This window comes from Curtobacterium sp. PhB170, assembly GCF_003752345.1.
GTDB lineage: Bacteria > Actinomycetota > Actinomycetes > Actinomycetales > Microbacteriaceae > Curtobacterium.
In genome coordinates this window covers 1-16,420 of the sequence record NZ_RJUM01000003.1, presented here as the reverse complement: position 1 = coordinate 16,420, position 16,420 = coordinate 1, and the positions used below count along the sequence as shown (strand labels likewise).

General features: G+C 65.0%; 21 protein-coding genes. 12 read left to right on the top strand and 9 right to left on the bottom strand.

Translation table 11 applies throughout. The features are described from left to right. Window positions 1-319: 319 nt before the first annotated feature. The 3 genes from EDF40_RS00530 to EDF40_RS18785 all read right to left on the bottom strand — a co-directional run bounded on the left by EDF40_RS00530 (window position 320) and on the right by EDF40_RS18785 (window position 2,005). On the bottom strand, window positions 320-967 hold the full coding sequence (locus EDF40_RS00530; RefSeq protein WP_111086550.1) for an HAD family hydrolase: 648 nt from the start codon (window positions 965-967) through the stop codon (window positions 320-322). Between the two features lie 150 nt (window positions 968-1,117). Next, a complete protein-coding gene (locus EDF40_RS00525) occupies window positions 1,118-1,519 on the bottom strand; it encodes an NUDIX domain-containing protein (RefSeq protein ID WP_123338496.1) in 402 nt (133 codons plus the stop codon). Window positions 1,520-1,621: 102 nt separating this feature from the next. Continuing rightward, complete coding sequence (locus EDF40_RS18785; protein ID WP_131922770.1) at window positions 1,622-2,005, bottom strand: hypothetical protein; 384 nt, start codon at window positions 2,003-2,005, stop codon at window positions 1,622-1,624. Between EDF40_RS18785 and EDF40_RS19645 the strand changes: the two genes are divergently transcribed. Next, window positions 1,984-2,562: an NUDIX domain-containing protein gene (locus EDF40_RS19645; RefSeq protein WP_123338497.1), complete on the top strand. Its 579-nt coding sequence runs from the start codon at window positions 1,984-1,986 to the stop codon at window positions 2,560-2,562. The two genes, EDF40_RS18785 and EDF40_RS19645, sit on opposite strands and share 22 nt — an antisense overlap. A gap of 93 nt (window positions 2,563-2,655) precedes the next feature. Here the strand turns inward: EDF40_RS19645 and EDF40_RS00515 are convergent, their stop codons facing one another. After that, on the bottom strand, window positions 2,656-4,383 hold the full coding sequence (locus tag EDF40_RS00515) for a penicillin-binding protein 2 (protein WP_185002594.1): 1,728 nt from the start codon (window positions 4,381-4,383) through the stop codon (window positions 2,656-2,658). Between the two features lie 187 nt (window positions 4,384-4,570). Beyond that, on the bottom strand, window positions 4,571-4,894 hold the full coding sequence (locus EDF40_RS19040; RefSeq protein ID WP_165901215.1) for a hypothetical protein: 324 nt from the start codon (window positions 4,892-4,894) through the stop codon (window positions 4,571-4,573). Between the two features lie 172 nt (window positions 4,895-5,066). Here EDF40_RS19040 and EDF40_RS00510 point away from each other — a divergent pair, with 172 nt between their 5' ends. The 6 genes from EDF40_RS00510 (at window position 5,067) to EDF40_RS00485 (ending at window position 10,167) form a co-directional block, all read left to right on the top strand. Next, entirely contained in the window at window positions 5,067-5,693 is a 627-nt protein-coding gene (locus tag EDF40_RS00510) for a hypothetical protein (protein ID WP_131922772.1), read from the top strand. A 46-nt stretch (window positions 5,694-5,739) separates the two neighbouring features. Then, complete coding sequence (locus tag EDF40_RS00505; protein WP_165901216.1) at window positions 5,740-6,765, top strand: peptidoglycan-binding protein; 1,026 nt, start codon at window positions 5,740-5,742, stop codon at window positions 6,763-6,765. 11 nt (window positions 6,766-6,776) lie between these two features. Further along, the gene (locus tag EDF40_RS00500; RefSeq protein ID WP_123338501.1) at window positions 6,777-7,415 is read left to right on the top strand and encodes an ABC transporter ATP-binding protein; all 639 of its coding nucleotides are present in this window, start codon (window positions 6,777-6,779) and stop codon (window positions 7,413-7,415) included. Beyond that, window positions 7,412-8,515 carry an ABC transporter permease gene (locus EDF40_RS00495; RefSeq protein ID WP_123338502.1) on the top strand — a complete coding sequence of 368 codons (1,104 nt, stop codon included), beginning with the start codon at window positions 7,412-7,414 and terminating at the stop codon, window positions 8,513-8,515. Before EDF40_RS00500 ends, EDF40_RS00495 begins: the two co-directional genes overlap by 4 nt. A gap of 238 nt (window positions 8,516-8,753) precedes the next feature. Then, a complete protein-coding gene (locus EDF40_RS00490) occupies window positions 8,754-9,041 on the top strand; it encodes a DUF4383 domain-containing protein (protein WP_260212491.1) in 288 nt (95 codons plus the stop codon). A gap of 172 nt (window positions 9,042-9,213) precedes the next feature. After that, window positions 9,214-10,167, top strand: a complete 954-nt coding sequence (locus tag EDF40_RS00485; protein WP_123338503.1) for an AraC family transcriptional regulator — start codon at window positions 9,214-9,216, stop codon at window positions 10,165-10,167. A gap of 85 nt (window positions 10,168-10,252) precedes the next feature. Here the strand turns inward: EDF40_RS00485 and EDF40_RS00480 are convergent, their stop codons facing one another. The 3 genes from EDF40_RS00480 to EDF40_RS00470 form a co-directional block, all read right to left on the bottom strand. Beyond that, window positions 10,253-10,519, bottom strand: a complete 267-nt coding sequence (locus tag EDF40_RS00480) for a hypothetical protein (RefSeq protein ID WP_123338504.1) — start codon at window positions 10,517-10,519, stop codon at window positions 10,253-10,255. Beyond that, window positions 10,516-10,794, bottom strand: coding sequence for a hypothetical protein (locus EDF40_RS00475; RefSeq protein WP_123338505.1), 279 nt, complete (start codon window positions 10,792-10,794; stop codon window positions 10,516-10,518). Before EDF40_RS00475 ends, EDF40_RS00480 begins: the two co-directional genes overlap by 4 nt. Before the next feature lie 386 nt (window positions 10,795-11,180). Beyond that, window positions 11,181-11,825: a MarR family winged helix-turn-helix transcriptional regulator gene (locus tag EDF40_RS00470; RefSeq protein WP_123338506.1), complete on the bottom strand. Its 645-nt coding sequence runs from the start codon at window positions 11,823-11,825 to the stop codon at window positions 11,181-11,183. A gap of 369 nt (window positions 11,826-12,194) precedes the next feature. Between EDF40_RS00470 and EDF40_RS00465 the strand changes: the two genes are divergently transcribed. Together EDF40_RS00465 and EDF40_RS00460 are read left to right on the top strand one after the other, a co-directional pair. Continuing rightward, entirely contained in the window at window positions 12,195-12,653 is a 459-nt protein-coding gene (locus tag EDF40_RS00465; RefSeq protein WP_123338507.1) for a MarR family winged helix-turn-helix transcriptional regulator, read from the top strand. Window positions 12,654-12,678: 25 nt separating this feature from the next. Beyond that, window positions 12,679-12,891, top strand: coding sequence for a hypothetical protein (locus tag EDF40_RS00460; protein ID WP_123338508.1), 213 nt, complete (start codon window positions 12,679-12,681; stop codon window positions 12,889-12,891). Between the two features lie 448 nt (window positions 12,892-13,339). On the opposite strand, the gene EDF40_RS00455 is transcribed toward EDF40_RS00460, so the two are convergent. Further along, window positions 13,340-14,431, bottom strand: coding sequence for a BLUF domain-containing protein (locus EDF40_RS00455; protein WP_123338509.1), 1,092 nt, complete (start codon window positions 14,429-14,431; stop codon window positions 13,340-13,342). Between the two features lie 292 nt (window positions 14,432-14,723). Here EDF40_RS00455 and EDF40_RS19035 point away from each other — a divergent pair, with 292 nt between their 5' ends. The 3 genes from EDF40_RS19035 (at window position 14,724) to EDF40_RS00445 (ending at window position 16,162) form a co-directional block, all read left to right on the top strand. Beyond that, complete coding sequence (locus EDF40_RS19035; RefSeq protein WP_165901218.1) at window positions 14,724-14,900, top strand: hypothetical protein; 177 nt, start codon at window positions 14,724-14,726, stop codon at window positions 14,898-14,900. Between the two features lie 223 nt (window positions 14,901-15,123). After that, complete coding sequence (locus EDF40_RS19030) at window positions 15,124-15,654, top strand: sigma-70 family RNA polymerase sigma factor (RefSeq protein WP_165901219.1); 531 nt, start codon at window positions 15,124-15,126, stop codon at window positions 15,652-15,654. A gap of 46 nt (window positions 15,655-15,700) precedes the next feature. Next, the gene (locus EDF40_RS00445) at window positions 15,701-16,162 is read left to right on the top strand and encodes a DUF4383 domain-containing protein (RefSeq protein ID WP_123338511.1); all 462 of its coding nucleotides are present in this window, start codon (window positions 15,701-15,703) and stop codon (window positions 16,160-16,162) included. Window positions 16,163-16,420: the final 258 nt, after the last annotated feature.

The window sequence follows — 16,420 nt, the reverse complement described above, 5'->3', positions numbered from 1 at the left end:
CAACGCACCCGCTCGCTCCCGTAGACACACTCGTGCTCTCCAGAGTGACCAAGGATCAGGTCACATCTCCACCTATCGAAGGTGCTCGGGCAGATCGTCGACATCGTGCAGCAGCATAGACACCACCACCGGCGCCCTCGTCTCACTGAACGATCGGCATGTGAGACGCCGGCAGTCGTCGGGCGGATTCCGCAGGCGGGTCCCCAGAGCACTCGCCAGAGTGCGTGGATCCGTTCCCGGACCTATCGTGCAACTCGGGCGCCTTCGCCACGATCGAGTGTGCCGCAGATTCCGACAACCATGCCGTTCGTCGATGTACCTAGCGCCTCGATCCGCCCAGCACGAGTTCGAACGCTCTCCACATCTGCTCGGGCTGCGCGATGACGGATTGCATCCCCACCGCGACGGCTCCGGTGTCGTCCACTGGTGTATCGCCAATCATGACGCAGTCCGGCGCTTCGACCCCCAACTCGCGTGCCGCCACCCGGAAGATCGCTGGGTCCGGCTTTACGCATCCAACCTCGTAGGACAGGACCACCGCGTCGAACAGCGACTCGAGCCCCCAGCGCTGCAGGATCGGGCGAACATCCAACGCCGTGTTCGACACAATGGCGAGCTTCTTTCCCTGATCGTGGATCGCTCGCACGAAGTCCTCAGCACCCCTGTTCATCTCCACCTGGTCCGGCATGACGTCGTACAGCGCCTCTGCAAGTGCTGGCGTTGCGACACCGTCGTGACTGATGGCAGCGATGAACGTGCTGCGGTGCTTCGCCGGGTGCAGGTCCCAGTTCTCGGCCGGGAAGAGCGACCGCGCCACCAACCACACCTGCGACAGTCTTGCCGTGAGCGCCTCGCGAGCGACCTCATCGCCGCTGCCGATTTGTCTCAGCGCGGCATCGATCCAGAGACCCTTCGAGGAACGGACCGCCAAGGTATTGAAAAAGTCCAGCAGGACGGCCCGAGCCATCAGAGGACTTCAGTAATGGCGCGCGCGCCCGGGGCGCGGCCGGTCGGACGGAGCGGGACATCAATGATCATCACGTGACGCTACTGCCGGGACGATCGGGGAACGCAAGTTCTCGTCCTTCGAGGCAAGTTTGCCTCAACGGCCGATCCCCTACCGGCGGGCCTCGACGACCAGCTGCACCGCCTGTCTTGCCGCTTCCGGCACCAACGGGATCTGAGCGAGGAAAGCCACTTCCACCCACCTCGGCTCGTACTGGTTCAGTTCTGATGCTCGTTCAATCTCTGGGCCACCGAGCACCAAGGGACCAGGACGCACTTGGGCTGCGAAGTAGGCCGCTGGAACGGCGCTATCCACTGGCACGTCGAGCAGATCGCCGATGATCGCCTCCAGGCCAGTCTCCTCGCGCAGTTCGCGCCGGCAAGCCTCGCGGAGGCTCTCACCTTCCTCCACCCCACCACCAGGAAGCACCCAGTAGTTCCGACCGTCCTTCAATCGATCGATGACGAGCAGGCTCTCGTCTCGGATGACGACGGCCGCTGATCTGGCGCGCATCCGGCCAGCACACCACGAAACGCCTGTTCGTGTCCCACAGCCCGGCGTCAACGTGTCCCGACTGACGATCGGATACCGGACGAGCGCTGCCCCGCAGCGATCTCACTCGTCGTCGTGAATGACTGCTCTCGGTCGTCGCAGAACAACCCCTGCACTTCCCGCGGCCAGGCAACCGCAGACGGCTGCCGCCGGCAACACAAGTTGCCAACCACCAACAGTCAGCAGCAGACCGCCGATGACGGCAGTGACAAACGCCAGCACTCCCACGACGACTGATGCACGTCGCACCGGATGCGCCACCAGCTCGTCCTCCGCGCGGTTCCTCACAGCTACTCCGGCCCGCGCGACGACCGCGGCAACCGCAACTCCCAATGGGATCGCGACCTGTGAGGCGACAGCCACCGATCCCCAACTCACGTAGCTGTAACGGATCTTGCCGAGGCTGAACATCCCGACCGCGAAGACTGCGCCAGCGAGAACGACCACCGCGGGAAGCGTCGCTCGGCGTAGCCAACTCAGCACCGCTCTGTCACGGGATCGCACCATGTCGACAGATTAGAACTGCACAACGCATCGCAGGCGCAACGTCCACTGACCTGCGCGCCGGAAGTCAAAGCCAATACCCTCCAGCGCGGGCTCCCGCGGGCGAGCGAATCGGCGCCGTCGTCGTCCGAGACGAGAGCCTGCTCGTCATCGATCGGCTGAAGAACGGTCGTCACTACTGTGTGCTCCCTGGCGGCGGGGTCGAGGAAGGCGAGAGCCTCCGCGAAGCGTGTCAGCGCGAGTTGCGTGAGGAGACGGGCTTTGATGCGAGCATCGGCGACCTGCTCGACGTACCAGTGGATAGCGCCGTTCCCACGGCTTACTTCGTGGCGCGAGTACGTCCTGGTCCGTTGCAACTCGGGGGTCCAGAGATCGACCGTGCCTCGGAACTGAACCAGTACGAGCCGAGGTGGGTGGAACTGGGCCTGCTCGCGCACATCCCGTTGGTGCCGGAGGCGGCGAGGGAAGCGGTCAAGCTTGTCCTCGAAGCGCGCCGGTGAAGGATCGGCTACCGCACTCGGGTGCATCAGTCCGGTGCCCGTGTCGATCGACTATCCGCTTACGACGATCAGTATGAGGAAGGGGAAGCGGGATCACCAGGTTGCGGGATACGTGGTTGCGGGTGTGGTGGATGGTGGGACGCGGTATTTCTGCAGCACCTCGGACATGATGGTGCGGAATGCGGGTGCGGCACTGTTGGAGAACCGGTGGCCTGGGCCGGGCTTCGTGAAGGTCACGGTGACGACGTACTTCGGGTCCTCGGCGGGGGCCATGCCTGCCACGGAGATGATCCGGTCGGACCCGTAGCCTTTGCCTGGCTCGGCGACTTCCGCGGTACCGGTCTTCGCGGCGATGTTGTAGCCGGAGATGGGTTTCATGCTGACCAGGGTGCCGCCGGTGACCACGCTTTGCAGCATGTTGACGACCTGGGTTGCTGCGGTGTCTGAGACGACGCGTTCTCCGGTCGTCTTGGGGGCTTGGGTGGTGGTGCCGTCAGCTGTGGTGCAGCCGGTGACGAGGTGCAAGGGGATGCGGACGCCGCCGTTGGCGAGGGTTTGGTAGATGCTCGCGATCTGCAGCGCGGTGGTGGAGATGCCTTGCCCAAACATGGAGTTGATGTTGGTCTGCTGGTCCCAGTCCGGGGTTGCTGCGTAGTCCATACCGGGTTGGCCGGGGAAGGTGACGGCGTCTTGCGGGGTGAAGAGACCGAACTTTCGCATGTAGTCGTATCGCTGCTGTTGGGTGAGTTGTTCGCCGAGCTCGGTGATGCCGACGTTGGAGGAGTCGCGGAGGATCCCGGTGAGTGTCAGCTGCTCGGTGGGGTGAAACTCCGCGTCAGTGATGCGTCCACCCCAGGGGAACGTCCGTGAGTACGGGACTGTCGCCTGAGTGGTCGGGGACGCTTTGCCTTGATCGATCAGTGCCGCGGCGATGGCGGCTTTAATGGTTGAGCCTGGTTCGTAAGTGTCGGTCAGCGCTCGGGATCCGTAGGCGCCCTCGTCTGTGGTCGCGTCGACGTCGTTTGAGTCCACGGAGGGTGTGTCGGCGACGGCGAGGACCTCGCCGTTTTTGGCATCGGTGACGATCGCTGTGGCGGATGCTGCGCCGAGGTTCTCGGCGGCTGCGCCGAGGGCTTGCCGGACGAGATATTGCAGGTCGGAGTCGATGGTGGTGTGGAGGGTTCCGCCGTCGGTTGCTTGCTTGGTGGTGACGGTGCTGCCGGGCAGTTGGACGCCGTCGGCCCCGCGCTCGTAGGTTTGCTCGCCGTTGGTGCCGGTGAGGCACTTGTTGTAGGCGTACTCGAGGCCGGCTTGCGCGCCGTCGGTGCCCATGAATCCGGTGAGGTTGCCGGTGGCGGCGCCGGTGGGGTAGACGCGGGCCGATTGCGGTTCGGGGTAGACCCAAGGGATACCGAGGGTACGGACAGCTTCGTAGTGGGACGCGTCGAGCCCCTTGACGAGGTAGGCGTAGTCCGACTTTGGGTCTGCGGCGATGTTGCGGCGCATTGTGGCGAGATCCCCGCCAGACGCTTTCGCGAGGGCGGTCAAGGCTGTTGTCACGGAGATCTTCTTGATCCGGGCGCCACCGAGCTTGCCCTTGTAGGCGGCGACGAGCCGGGGGGAGGTGGTGATGTTATACCGGGTGACGCTGTCGGCTAGTTCCACGCCCTCGCGGTCGACGATCGCTCCGCGGGTTCCGTAGATGGTGACGGGGACGCTGCGCTTGAGCTGCGAGTCCTTGTCGAGCGCGGCGGCTTGGACGACTTGGATGTCGACCAATCGGACGACGAACACGGCGACCAAGGCGATTACGAGCAGCATGATGATCGTGTACCGGGCCCGCGGGAGCCGTTTCGTCTGCATGAAGCTCCTTGTCACCGTGTCCGCAGATCCGATGGCCGGTGCGGTGTGACTATCGTGCGGGTCCCGGCGTGCAGGCGGCGGTTTCGATGTCCGCGTGTTGTGCGGCGAGGGTGGGCTTCGATGCCGCCACCCTCGCCGCATGCGCCTAGTTGTAGCAGCTGGTTGAGAACGAGCTGACGGCGACCTTCCCGTTCGTGGCGTAGCTCGTCCGTGTCGTGGACTTGTAGGTCGAGTAGCCGACCTTCGTCCCGGCACCCGGGTCGAAAACTCGCCCGTCGCTAGCCGAGCCGTTGATCCAGATGTGCTGGACCGCACCAGAACCCGAAGCGACCGAGGTGGTCTTGACTCGGTAGTTGTTCGCACAGCTGTACGCGGACGCGGCGTCCGCTGCCGTCGGTACGACGATGGCGCCGACGACAACTGCTGCCGCGGCGGCGACAGTCCCCAGGCGTGTAGCAATTCGTTGCATGATGCCCCCTGATGGGTAAAAGCCCGAGACATTCTCAGGCGACGCAACGCTATCGAGCTTGGGGCTGTTCGTAAGTAACCATCATGTTACGAACTGCCGATCTGCAGCGGGCAGCCCTGAGCAAAGTTCTGGGGGCGGATACGCTCGGCTCTCGGCAGAGAGGGGCGACTGTATGTCGAAGCGAGTCATGGGCTGGGCAGCAGTTTTGTGTGCGACCGCGGGTTTGCTTGCCGGTTGCGCAGACGCACAGCCGGCCGTTCCGTCTCCGGCACCGCTGTCGGAAGCGGCCGGGAAGAAGCTTCTCGATGCGTCGGCGGACAACAGTTGGAAGGTGCTGCTGAAGCAGTACCCGAACGCCCAGAAGCCAGCTGTCGCACTGGTCCGCACGGTGTCTCGTCAGGAGTGGGCTACGGCGCAGGCGGAGTGCATGGCCGAGAAGGGTTTCCCGCAGGTGTCGGCGAAGCCGGACGGGTCGATTGCGCTGGGGAGTTTGCCGAACACGCAGGCACAGGCGCGCGCAGTGGCCTTGTACGAGTGCCAGGTGGAGTATCCACTGGAACCGAAGTACCTGGCCGATTTCAACGACTCGCAGCTCAAGTATCTGTACGCGTACTACACGGGTGATCTGGCGAAGTGCCTTGAAGAGCACGGTGTCCAGGTGCCGGAGGCGCCAAGTGAGCAGACGTTCCTCGATAAGCGGGGAGCCTGGTCACCGTACGAAAAGGTCGATGTTAGCGAGAGCAGGTACTACGAGCTCGTGAAGGCGTGCCCCGAGATACCAACCGCTGTCTATGGGTAGGCGTAAACCTCGGTGGTTGCGCCGGTTCCGTGTCTCTCGGGCGGTCGTGGGCATCGCGATCGTCTCGATGGTTGTCGGGGCAGGGCTTTTTTGGTCTGGGTCAGTGCTGTTCACACGGCCGGCGGATCCGAGCAAGCAGCAGTCAGCAGAGACCTATACCGCCCGGAAGGGGACACTCGAAGCCTCGGTCAGCCTCGACGTTCAAGCTTCCTGGCCTGAGGCAGATGCGCTCCTCAACCGCCGGAACGGCACTGTCACGTCGGTGGTCGATTCCGCGGCAGACGCGTATCGGGCCGGCGATGAGCTCTACGCCGTCGATCTGCAGCCGGTGTTTCTCGCTGAGGGGACTACTCCGTCGTTCCGAACACTCCACGCCGGGGTGAGCGGACCCGACGTTAGTCAGCTGCAGGCGATGCTGGCGGCGGTATCGATCGCGAACGTTCCACAGTCGGGACGCTTCGACGCAGCTACCGAAGCCGGCGTCCGGCAGTGGCAGACGGCGACTATGCAAAAGGCGACCGGGGCGGTCGACGACGGCGTAATCATCTTCGTTCCGAGGCTCCCCGCACGCGTCACTCTCGATGAGCAGGCGATCGCTGTCGGTGCGAGCCTTGTCGGTGGTGCAACGGTCGGTCACGTTCTCGCGGCAGCGCCGTCCTTCGCAATGACCGTCGCAGCCGACCAGGCAGCGTTGTTCGACACCGGTGCCACAGTGCACATCTCCGGCCCGGCGGGGGAGACCTGGGACGCTCGCACGGAGGCGGTAGAACCAGATTCCGCATCGGATGGTGTCCGGGTGCCCCTGCGGAGCTCGGGTGCAGGATCTGTCTGCGGGGCCAACTGTGATCAGGTCGCCCTGAGGGGAGAGTCGACGTACTCGGCGAAGGTTCTCACCGCTGATCCCGTGTCCGGTGTGCTTGTCGCTGCGGCGTGTGTTCGCACCGATAGCAGCGGCGCGTACGTCCTGGGTGTGGGAGGGATGAAAATCCGCGTGAAGGTGATGGGGTCAGCTCAGGGTATGGCCGCGGTTTCCAACCTCAAGTCAGGGACGAAAGTGCTGCTCCCGAAATGAGCTGCTGATACATGGCACTGTTGGAAGCTGACCAGCTGACGTTCGGCTACGGCACGGAAACCCTGTTCCAGGGGCGGTCGTTCTCGTTCGACGCCGGCGAGCTCGTCGCGATCACCGGGCCGAGCGGTCGAGGGAAGTCCACTCTGCTGTACCTCCTTGGCCTGATGCTGCAGGCTACTGGTGGCACCATGCGGGTCGACGGCGTTGATTGCTCGCAGAAGTCGGATGCTGAACGTTCTCGGCTGCGCGCCACGCAGTTCGGATTCGTGTTTCAAGACGCCGTCCTTGATCCCTCGAGGACAGTGCTCGATAACGTTCTCGAGGTGAGCCTGTACAACGGTGCTTCTCGTCGTGATGCAGGCATGCGGGCGGTCCGCCTCTTGCATCGGTTCGGAGTAGCGCACCGCACTTCGCACCGCCCAGGGCAGGTATCCGGAGGGCAGGCACAGCGCATCGCGTTGTGTCGAGCCCTGTTACATGAGCCTCGAATTGTCCTTGCTGACGAACCAACCGGCAACCTCGACGAGGACTCCACGAAAGTAGTCTTCGGCGCGTTGCGTGACTATGCACATGACTCGTCCGCGCTGGTCATCATCGTGACGCATGACCCAGCGCTCGCTGCTCGTTGCGACCGGGTGGTGCAACTGTGACCTCTGTCCTGATGGTGCTCCGGGAGGCGCTTGTCTCGGCAAGAAGCCAGCCGGTCGCCGCTGCGCTCACGGCACTGATGGTTGCTGCGATGTGTGCGTCGCTCCTGCTCACGGCAGGCCGTACGGAGGGCTCGCAGCGCGCCATCCTCCAACAGATCGACTCCGAAGGAACACGATCCATCACAGTCCGCGCTGACGCAGCCGCCCACCTCAACCCCGTGATTGTCCAGCGACTCAGCGCGGCAAGCGGCGTTCAGTGGGCCGGAGCATTCACCGCGGCGCAGGATGTCGTCAACCCATCTGGAGGATCCGCGGGGCGGGTCGCCCTTCGAACGCTCTACAGCGCCGGCCACCTCGCAGGCGCGCCAAATTCGACCCCTGTTCCCAGAGGCGTGTCGGTGTCCCCGGCGGTCTTGCGCGCCCTCGCAATGGATCAGCCAGTCGGCGAACTAATCAGCGTCGGCGACGGGACGCCCTACCAGGTTGCTTCCCTTTACCGTCCTTCTCATATTCTCGATCCAATCGCGCCATCCGCAGTACGGGTCGGTGACATCAGCAACCCCCCGGCCGAAGACGTCGTGACCCTCGTGATCGTTGTTGCCCGATCGCCAAACGATGTTGATTCGGTTCTCACCTTGACGCGAAGCGTCCTCGCAGCACAGCAAACATCGGGGGTTGAGATCACCTCGAGCGCGCAACTGGCGAAGATTCGATCGACACTCGACGGAAGCCTCGGCGCACTTGGGCACGGCCTCATCATGGCTATAGCGATCGTGACCTCCGTCATCGTCGCTGTAGTCAACTGCGCCCTGGTTATGTTTCGGCGTCGAGATTTCGGACGACGCCGGGCCCTCGGAGCCACACGGCTCTTCGTCGTCTCGTTGATCGTGACGCAAATCGCGATCCTCAGTGCCGGCGGCGCCGTGCTTGGGAGCGGAGGCGCTTATCTCGCACTCGCAGTGCTTGGCGCGCCGCCCCCCAGCGGGTCGTTCGGCCTTGCAACAGTTGTCCTGTCATGGCTAGCGGGCACCATCGCAGCAGTCATACCTGCTGTTGCTGCATCACGACGAGATCCCTTGATCGAGCTTCGCCAGCCTTAGTCGGACCTGCCGGTTTCGGGGCCGCCCTGTCGCCGGTTCTACCCCCGCTATTACGATCCGAGAATGACTATTATCGGAACGGACCCCGTCGCCACGCATGGCCTAGGTCGGTGTAGTGGACGGTTCGTTGCCGGGTGCGTCAGTGTGTCTGCGGGGATTTGGCGGGGACCGGCTTGCGCGGAACCTCGAAGATCTCCGCCGGCTCGTCGGGATCGCCGGATTCATCCCTGGCCTCACCATGGACATGGGATTGATGTCGATGGCCGGTCACGGGTCGATGGCGCTGCTGCTCGGACTTTTCCAGGTGTCGGTCCTGCACAACATCGTGCACCTGCTCTTCGGCATCGTCGGACTGCTCGCCGCACGCACTGCCACTGGCGCACGCCTATACCTGCTCGTCGGCAGCATTGTCTACCTCGTGCTGCGCATCTACGCCCTCTTCACCGCCGACATGGCCGGAGCGGCCACTTCGTCCCGCTCAACAGTGCCGACAACGTCCTCCGCGCCTTCCTCGCCGTTGCGATGATCGTCCTTGGCATCGTCCTGCCTCGAGCTCGCGTTCGCAACGCTCGCTGACGCAACGCAAACAAAGAGGGGGACGTCGATCAGTGATCGGCGTCCCCCTTCGGCATCCGCCACGGGCTTTCCTGTCCGCTGTGCAACTCAAGGACTGAGGATTGTCGTGGAGAATCGTTTTTGTGGATGAGGCGATGGTGGAGCGGACCCGGGTAGTTGTGCGGACTCGAGACGTTGCGGCGGCGTGGAAGGCTGTTGCGCGAACGCATCGCACGTTCGGGCTTGAGGTCGCTGCGGACGGTGAGAGGTTCACGTTCGAGGAGACGGTCACCGGGACGGGTCTGCTGTCGCTGGAATCGATGCTGTGTACCGGGACCGTGCGCGGCGAGGTGGGAACTGACGACGCTGTCGTTGTGACGTGGCTGAAAGTGGGCCGCGGTGCGGTCGATGGGGATCGGCTGCTGATTGGCCGTCCGGTGCTGTACCGGGAGGGCCGGCAGTCGTTCCGGTGGGATGGGTTCCAGAAAGATGTCATGCGGATCGACCGAGACGCGGTCGAACGGGTTGCTGCGGAGCGTGGTGGGTGGAATCAGGCGCCTCTGGAGTTCAAGCCGCACCACGTACCCGAGGGGGCGCCGCTTGCGGCATGGTGGCTGGTCGTGCGCGCGATCGCTCCGGAGATCCTCGGCCGGGTCGGTCCGGTTTCGGCGGAACGAGAACGGGAGCTGACCCAGTTCGCCGCCGCCGGGTTACTGACGGCGGTCCCACATTGGCCGGTCGGACATGGTCGGGAAGAGCCGGCGCGGACACGGTTGGCGAAGGCAGAAGCGTTCCTCCTTGACCATGTCACGGAGCGGGTCACCGTCGACGACGTCGCTGCGGCCGCGGGGCTCAGCGTCCGCGGGCTGCAGGGTGCGTTCCAGCGTGTGCACGGTGTGTCTCCGCTGTTCTACCTCAAGGGCATTCGGCTGCTCCTGGCGCGGGAACAACTTGAATCGGGGGGAGCGGAGTCCGTGGCCGCGGTTGCCCGATCGGTCGGGTTGCTGCATCTCGGCCGGTTCGCGAGCGCTTACCAGGCCGAGTTCGGCGAGCTCCCGCGCGACGTGCTCCGCGCCGCCGCCGAACGGGTTGCGTAAGTGGCGCAGTCGTGCAGCTCTGCGTTCAGCGCGACGCGGCGGTAGAACACCGTCCGCTGGGCGTCGGTGAGCCCATCCGGAATACTCAGCACGGCGGCTCTGCGTGGCTGTTCTCGGTGTGGGTGTCGAGTGCGGCTTGCGCTGCGGTGAGGGCGTGGTAGTCGCCGAGGTACTCGCCGAAGCCGTTGCGGACGAAGAAGTGCCGTCCGTGCTGGTCGATGGTGCCGGCGAACGCGCCGTCGTTGTCGGCGACCCAGAAGCCCTCATCTGCGGCAGCCCATCGCAGCACGGTCGGGAGATCGGCGACGCTCAAGGCGGGGGAGGTATTGGGGTGGTGCAGCAGGATGCTCATGCGCGGGGGTTTCTGAGGAAGTCACCGTAGGTCGGCTCGGCCGGGGGAATCAGCTCGTCGCTTGTTGCTGGGGTGGTTGTGACGATGGTGGGGAGGTCGTTGATGCGCGCGACGACGATCGCGTGGATCTCAGCCGGGGTGAGGAGTCCGCGGCGATGCCACTGCTGCGGGTCTGCCCGCGGACCGACTTCGTCTGAGGGCGTCACCGTGGGTTCTTGGAGGAGCGGGCCCATGTCGATCGGCTCGGTGGGTGGCAGTGTCGCGTCGGCGCTCACCAGGCGCCCGTGAGCATGATGGCCACCGTCGCGATGGTCACTGAGACAAGCCCGGCTGTGACCGCGACGCCTTCGACGCGGCGGTTCCGGCGTGTGTGCCGCACCTCGGTCATCGGTGGTCGTTGTGTGCCGGGGTGTGCGGTGAAGAGAAGGTCCGCGCGGGGCGCGGGAACAGGTGCAGCAGCAGATGAAACGAGGGTGGGCGTCATGCCGAGCGGCCTTTCCCGTGGCGAGACTGGCCACGGCGACTGGTCAGGTACGACCCCGATCGTGCTGCCGGGCAAGCCGCCGGCGTTGTCGCGACGGGGCGCGAAGGTCCTGACTTCAACCAGGATACGAACCCGCACGCCTGGCGTCTAACTTCCTTAACTAGAAGCGTTATCTGGTCACTCAGTCGGGGTGCTGCTGTCGGTCGCGGTGCGGTCCACGACCTCCTGCACAGCGGTCGCGAGTGCGGCGATGCGTTCCGCTTCTTCGGCGGGGACCGCGTCGAGGAGTTCCTGCACAGCTGCGGGGAGGTCTTCGTATGCTCCGGTGAGGCTGTGCTGTCCGGCTGTGGTGAGGCGCACGATGCGGGAGCGACGATCGTCGGGGTCGGGTTCACGGACCGCGAAGCCTCGTGCAACGAGCCGGTCGATGGTCATGGTTGCCGCGGCGCTGCTCACGCCGAGCGTTTCGGCGAGGTCCGCTGCGCGTGCGGGGGCGTCGGCGGCTTCCCGGGCGGCGAGGAACTGCACCGTCTGGAAGTCGTTCGCTTTCAGCCCCATTCGTCCGCGTGCCCGGTTCTGCAGCATTGTCTCGGCGACCCGGAGCCGGTTCACCGATGCCAGCAACAGCACCCCACCCGGAACCCGTTCGCCGTCCTCAGCCATCACAACCTCCAGCAGCAAACTCACCGATCGCGCCTGCGCGCACTCTGTCTGCCGTTCAGTCTGGCAGCCAAGGCGTAGACAGGCATTCGGGTTGAGTCGTACCCCGCCGCGGCGGCCCACTTCGGACCGGCCGTCGATGGCTATCCATGCCGGGAGCATTTATGGGCGGCCTCGCCAGGCGCCTGATCATGTCTCAGCAATATCCCCTGGGCGCAAAATATCGACATCCGAAAATGACCCTGCCTAGAAGGGGCGTAGGCAGAAGCGGAGAGAGGGCACCTGCCCGGGTTCGGGTCAGGGGGCAGATGCCCTCGCGCTACGACACTCGTCGGAGTCCTCGTTGACGCGCATGACGACGCCGGCTCAGGAACAACGTTCCAGCCGGTCCGCGGCTAGGGTTCCGCGGCGCAGCCTCGTCGACGTTACTGGTAGCGGCGCAGCCGCTGTCAGGGAGCAGTGAGAGGGGATCGGATGCGTGTGTCTCGGCGGCCGGGAGTGTGTCCGGGCGACGTTTGTACGGTGGCCCCCATGCCGGAGACACTGAATTCTGCCGCAGCTGCGCTGGTTGATGCGGTCGGACGGTATCGGTACGCCGCTGCACAGATCGACCGCGCTCGACCGGCCGCATCACGGACGAGCATTACCGAGCGGGAAGCGCTCCGATACCTTCGGGCCGCCGCAACTGCGGCAGGGGAGGAACCGTGCACGCCGAAACGGCTCGGGGAGCACCTGGGCATCAGCACATCATCGACGACGAGTCTGCTCGACCGGCTTGAGGCGTCTGGGTTCCTGACCCGAGTGCCAAACCCCACCGACCGACGTTCCAGCTACGTGCAGCTCACTCCGGGTACACCGGACCGAAACGACACCGACCCGCTCGCACCGCACATCGAAGCACTCTGCGCCGGCGTCCCTCAAGCAGACGCGGCGACCATTGCTCGGTTCTTGACCGACCTTGCCGCACTTGCCCCGGACACCACGCCCTGACGATCATAATCACGAAGGAGTAACCATGTCCACCATCACCCCGCCCGGTATGCCTGATGATGACGGCGCCGTCGAAGGTCCCGACGTGGAAGCGCCCCCCATCGACACTGATGGCACCGTGAAGCCCGCCGGCCTGGGTGACGACAACACGGTTCCGAACCACCCGGACGGTCTCGCCGCGGGTTTCACCGACACCGATTCCCACTTCAACCCCGAAGAAGACGCCCCCACGCGGTAGCGCTTTCCTGCCGAATCGGCCGCCGACGGGCTGCAGCACCTCCCGCGACAGCTCGCACGGCAGGTCCGCGTTCGTGCCGACTGGCCGTCACCCCACAACCGTCGAATAGCGAACGTTGCGTCGGGCAGTTTGGGTCCGAGCGGCGCACCAGGGTGCCCAAGAACTTCAGAGACTGCGCGGCACCCCGCGCCACTTCTGGCGCAGCGCAGCGCGGCACTGCAGCCGCAGAACCCGCATTCCGTTTCCGGCTCACGTTCGCCGAGGCCGAAGGCTCGGTTGCAGGCGCTATCCCAATGGTGTGCGGGATGACCCAAACATTCCACACACTTTCGCGGACCCCGCGGCCGTGGGTACAGACTGTGAGGCAGCAGCGGGGTGGTTCCCGTTGCGAGCGGGGCGGCTGCCACCTATCCGGCAGCAGCCCCGCGCTTCAAGCGCCTGTCTGTGTCTACTCTGGGCCGAAAAGGTCGGGGCGATTGGCGTGTTCGCGGGTGCGGTCGAGGGGGATCTCGAAGAGATCGGTGCGGCGGTAGTCCTCGGACCAGCCTCGGCGCATGCGTGATGCTGCGCGGTCGAAGGCTTCGATGATGTCGAACCCCGGCACGAGGAGCGCTTGCACGCGGAGGCCGTCATAGAGGGCGAGGAGCTGTTCCGTGGCACGGGCAGGCTCCATCGTGTCCGGTTCCCGGCCCGTACGAATGTCGTGCTCGAGCGCTCCACGGATGGTTTGCCGGAACCGGAGGTACAGGGTGCGGTAGTAGTCCGCACCCTCGTTTGCTGGGTCGGAGCTTGCTGCGAGGGTTGATGCGAGCAGCCGCATCAGTGCGGGTTCTTCCGAGTACGCGACGATGAGCGCGTGCAGGTATGCGACCGCGCCGTACTGCTCGGCGATGGGCAGCAAGGGCCGGGACAGGGTGCTGGACCACCGGTCGACGGTGGCGGTGAGCAGGCTCTGCCGGGTCGGGAAGTGCTGTCGGAGCGCGTCGACGCTGATCCCTGCGGTGTCGGCGATCTGGTCCATGTCGGCCCGTTCTACGCCGACATCGTGCAGCACCATGATCGCGGCGCTGATGATCTGCAGACGCGGCTCGATCGCATCGCCGACGCCCTGGTCGGTCAATGGTGCGAGGGGGTGCTTCCGGAACCACCCCAGCAGCGCCTTCGCTCGCGAACCACCGCTGCCGCCGGGGACGGCGGCCGGGTGGTCGGAGAATAGGTCGAGGAAACCCGGGATGTCTCGGATGAGGGGGTCGGCGGGTTGGAACGCCATCGACCACTCGGGGAACGCCCGTTCACTGATCTGGTCGACGGCCACTTCGCGGACGTTGATGTGGCGTGGGTCCTGCCGGATCCCGGCGAACCGCTCCCGGACGACGTCGTCGTCGCCTTCGATGATCCCGAGGCAGTTGCTGCCCTGATGGGCCAGGATCCCGGTGATTCCCAGCTGCAGGTTCTTCTCGCGGGCGATCACGAGGATCTCCGCGAGCTCCTCGTCCGTGACCGGGCGGGCCATTGTGCTCACGTACACCAGTGACAACATCCGGGACCCCTGTTTCCCTCGAGCGCGTCTTCCTGCACCTCAGACTGACCCACCGACCATCAGAACAGCAACCCAAGCCGTCCTCCTGCGCCAGCCGGATCATGAACTGTGTCGCCAGACAAGCGGACGGTGGTCGGTGGAAATGCTGACATCGTGGCAGCGCCGATCGGGGGTATGTTCTCCGCAGCCCGGTTAGAGCAAGCTCCTGGGTCAACAGGGCGCCTGTTGCTGCACGCAACGGCGTCCAGACGGGATGGTGTCGCAGGGGCACCATCCCGGACCCCTGCGGGCTATGCGCCGCTATGGACTGTTCGAACTCCCCGGCGCAACCCTCGACACGCTCACGCAGCTCGCCGTCGACCTGCGGACTGCTCCGGACTCGCAACTGGTCCTCACCACGTTCCTGGAAGCGGCCGGTGATGAGCTCGATGACGACACCACCCTCACCGCAATCCGCCGCCACCCCTGACACAGCGTTCTGGCTATGCGGCGGGCAACGCCATCGCTTCGGTGAGAGACCGATCGGTGCAGGACAGCGCACGAACGGCACGTGCATGAAGAGGTGCCGGGCTGCAGTTCGACCGCGGAGCACCTGGACAACGTGCGACGCGGTCCCCGGACTGGGGGAAACCGGTCGTGACCCGAACGCCTACGGTGAACCCATCACCAGTAGAAAGATCGGTACGCCCCACATGCCCGGCACCCAACCAAGAGCTGTCGACCCGTTCACGGCCGCATACCGGCAGTACGCGTCCGGGTTGCGCGGTTTCGTGGGAACGATCATCATCGACCGTCACCTCGCCGAAGACGTCGTCCATGAAGCGTTTTTCGAGTGGTGGCAGCACCCGGCCCGGTACGACCCGACCCGCGCCACGCTCGAGTCATGGCTGCGCACAATCGCCCATCGACGAGCCATCGATCGGATCCGCAGCCGTGAAGCATCGCGCAGCCGGGACTTGCGCCTCGGGATCCGCGATCACCACAGCACCGACCACAGCCTCGACCAGTTCGACGCTCACTTCTCACGAGCTCAGCTCCGGGAGGCCTTGTCTGAACTGACCGACAAGCAACGCGACGCGGTTCTTCTGCGGTACCTCGGCGAACGCAGCACCGCGGAAGTCGCCAGCGACCTCAACACCACGCTCGGCACGGCAAAAACCCGAGTCCGAGACGGGCTCATCACGCTCCGTCAACGCCTGCAGACCGACCTAGCAGCAGCCTGACCACTCACGCGCTCCGGCACCACCCCTCCACCGAAAGGCACCTCCCATGGCCAGTAACGCAGCAGCTCCGCGCACCGGCTTCGCCGCCACCCTCACCCAGAAGGGCGCCCTCCTCTTCGGGGTCGTCTTCCTGATCGTCGGCATCGCCGGCTTCATCCCCGGACTCACGATGGACATGGGCTCGATGTCGATGGCCGGCCACGGCTCCATGGCCCTGCTCCTGGGCCTGTTCCAGGTGTCGGTCCTGCACAACATCGTGCACCTGCTGTTCGGCATCGTCGGACTCATCGCAGCCCGTTCGGCATCTGGTGCTCGCCTCTACCTGGTCGTCGGCGGCATCGTCTACGCGGTCCTGTTCGTCTACGGTCTGTTCACGGCCGGCATGGCGGACCCCGCGAACTTCGTCCCCCTGAACAGCGCGGACAACGTCCTGCACGCGTTCCTCGCCGTTGCGATGATCGTCCTCGGCATCGTCCTGCCCCGATCCAGCGCACGCGGACGAGCCTGACCTACAAGCGATGATGCGAAGGGCACCGATCACACGATCAGTGCCCTTCGTTCGTTCCACCAGAGCGACCGACATGATCAGCCATGTTGACCAATGACCGACCGCACCTTCCATCGGACGTATCTGACCCCGATCGGCGGAACGACTCTGGAAGTCGGCGCATGAGCAACGCCCCGTCGCGAGCGACGGGGCGTTGGCCGTTCCGGTCTGCCATGCACAGCCGGAGTACGTGGGGTGTTACTTGATCTGTGCGGTGAT

Excerpts from the sequence above, each read along its gene's own strand:
- EDF40_RS00530 (WP_111086550.1), bottom strand. The coding sequence starts at position 967 with ATGGCTCGGGCCGTCCTGCTGGACTTTTTCAATACCTTGGCGGTCCGT.
- EDF40_RS00525 (WP_123338496.1), bottom strand. The coding sequence starts at position 1,519 with ATGCGCGCCAGATCAGCGGCCGTCGTCATCCGAGACGAGAGCCTGCTC.
- EDF40_RS00515 (WP_185002594.1), bottom strand. The coding sequence starts at position 4,383 with ATGCTGCTCGTAATCGCCTTGGTCGCCGTGTTCGTCGTCCGATTGGTC.
- EDF40_RS19040 (WP_165901215.1), bottom strand. The coding sequence starts at position 4,894 with ATGCAACGAATTGCTACACGCCTGGGGACTGTCGCCGCCGCGGCAGCA.
- EDF40_RS00510 (WP_131922772.1), top strand. The coding sequence starts at position 5,067 with ATGTCGAAGCGAGTCATGGGCTGGGCAGCAGTTTTGTGTGCGACCGCG.
- EDF40_RS00500 (WP_123338501.1), top strand. The coding sequence starts at position 6,777 with ATGGCACTGTTGGAAGCTGACCAGCTGACGTTCGGCTACGGCACGGAA.
- EDF40_RS00490 (WP_260212491.1), top strand. The coding sequence starts at position 8,754 with ATGGACATGGGATTGATGTCGATGGCCGGTCACGGGTCGATGGCGCTG.
- EDF40_RS00480 (WP_123338504.1), bottom strand. The coding sequence starts at position 10,519 with ATGAGCATCCTGCTGCACCACCCCAATACCTCCCCCGCCTTGAGCGTC.
- EDF40_RS00470 (WP_123338506.1), bottom strand. The coding sequence starts at position 11,825 with ATGCTCCCGGCATGGATAGCCATCGACGGCCGGTCCGAAGTGGGCCGC.
- EDF40_RS00465 (WP_123338507.1), top strand. The coding sequence starts at position 12,195 with ATGCCGGAGACACTGAATTCTGCCGCAGCTGCGCTGGTTGATGCGGTC.
- EDF40_RS00460 (WP_123338508.1), top strand. The coding sequence starts at position 12,679 with ATGTCCACCATCACCCCGCCCGGTATGCCTGATGATGACGGCGCCGTC.
- EDF40_RS00455 (WP_123338509.1), bottom strand. The coding sequence starts at position 14,431 with ATGTTGTCACTGGTGTACGTGAGCACAATGGCCCGCCCGGTCACGGAC.
- EDF40_RS19035 (WP_165901218.1), top strand. The coding sequence starts at position 14,724 with ATGCGCCGCTATGGACTGTTCGAACTCCCCGGCGCAACCCTCGACACG.
- EDF40_RS19030 (WP_165901219.1), top strand. The coding sequence starts at position 15,124 with ATGCCCGGCACCCAACCAAGAGCTGTCGACCCGTTCACGGCCGCATAC.
- EDF40_RS00445 (WP_123338511.1), top strand. The coding sequence starts at position 15,701 with ATGGCCAGTAACGCAGCAGCTCCGCGCACCGGCTTCGCCGCCACCCTC.